At 74.8% G+C, this 635-nt stretch carries 1 protein-coding gene; it reads right to left on the bottom strand.

Translation table 11 applies throughout. The features are described from left to right. The coding region (folB, locus tag N869_RS15785) for a dihydroneopterin aldolase (protein WP_084137347.1) at window positions 1–488 on the bottom strand (488 nt) is incomplete at its 3' end. Window positions 489–635 lie beyond the last annotated feature (147 nt).

The raw sequence follows: 635 nt of genomic DNA, 5'->3' as shown, positions 1-635 counted from the left end.
TCGTGCGCCGCCTGGTCGTGCGCTGCCTGGTCGTGCACGGCCCGGTCCTGGTCCGGTGCACCCTCGCGGGCGCTCTCGGGCGGGGGCACCGACGGCGCGTGCCGGCGGTCGCGGTGGATCTCGACGGTCACGTCCCCGAACGGCACCGGGATCGGGGCCCGGGGCTTGTGGACCACGACGTCCACGGCCTGCACCCGCTCATGGGTGAGCACCACCGCGGCTATCCGCTCCGCGACCGTCTCGATCAGGTCCACCGGGTCGCCGGACAGGACCGTCGCGACCTGCCGCGCCACCGTGCCGTAGTCGACGGTCAGGTCCAGACGGTCCGAGGCCGCTGCACCGCGGGTGTCCACGTGCAGGACGACGTCGGCGACGAACGGCTGACCGTCCCGGCGCTCGTGCTCGAACACCCCGTGCCACCCGGTCGCGGTGATGCCGGTCAACCGCACGCGGTCACCTGCCCGTGCACCCTCAGCTGGGTCGTTCACCTGGTCCTCCTTGCTCGTGCCCGCCCAGCGGGGCACCCGTGCTCGCCGCCGTCCACGCTGCCGCGACCCGTACCGCGTCCGCCGATGCACGCACCTCGTGCACGCGCACGCACCAGGCTCCGGCCGCCGCCGCCAGGGCCGTCACGG

It is taken from the genome of Cellulomonas bogoriensis 69B4 = DSM 16987 (assembly GCF_000767165.1).
Taxonomy (GTDB): domain Bacteria; phylum Actinomycetota; class Actinomycetes; order Actinomycetales; family Cellulomonadaceae; genus Actinotalea; species Actinotalea bogoriensis.
The sequence above is the reverse complement of the archived record's forward strand: the minus strand, read 5'-3'. Positions and strand labels throughout refer to the sequence as shown.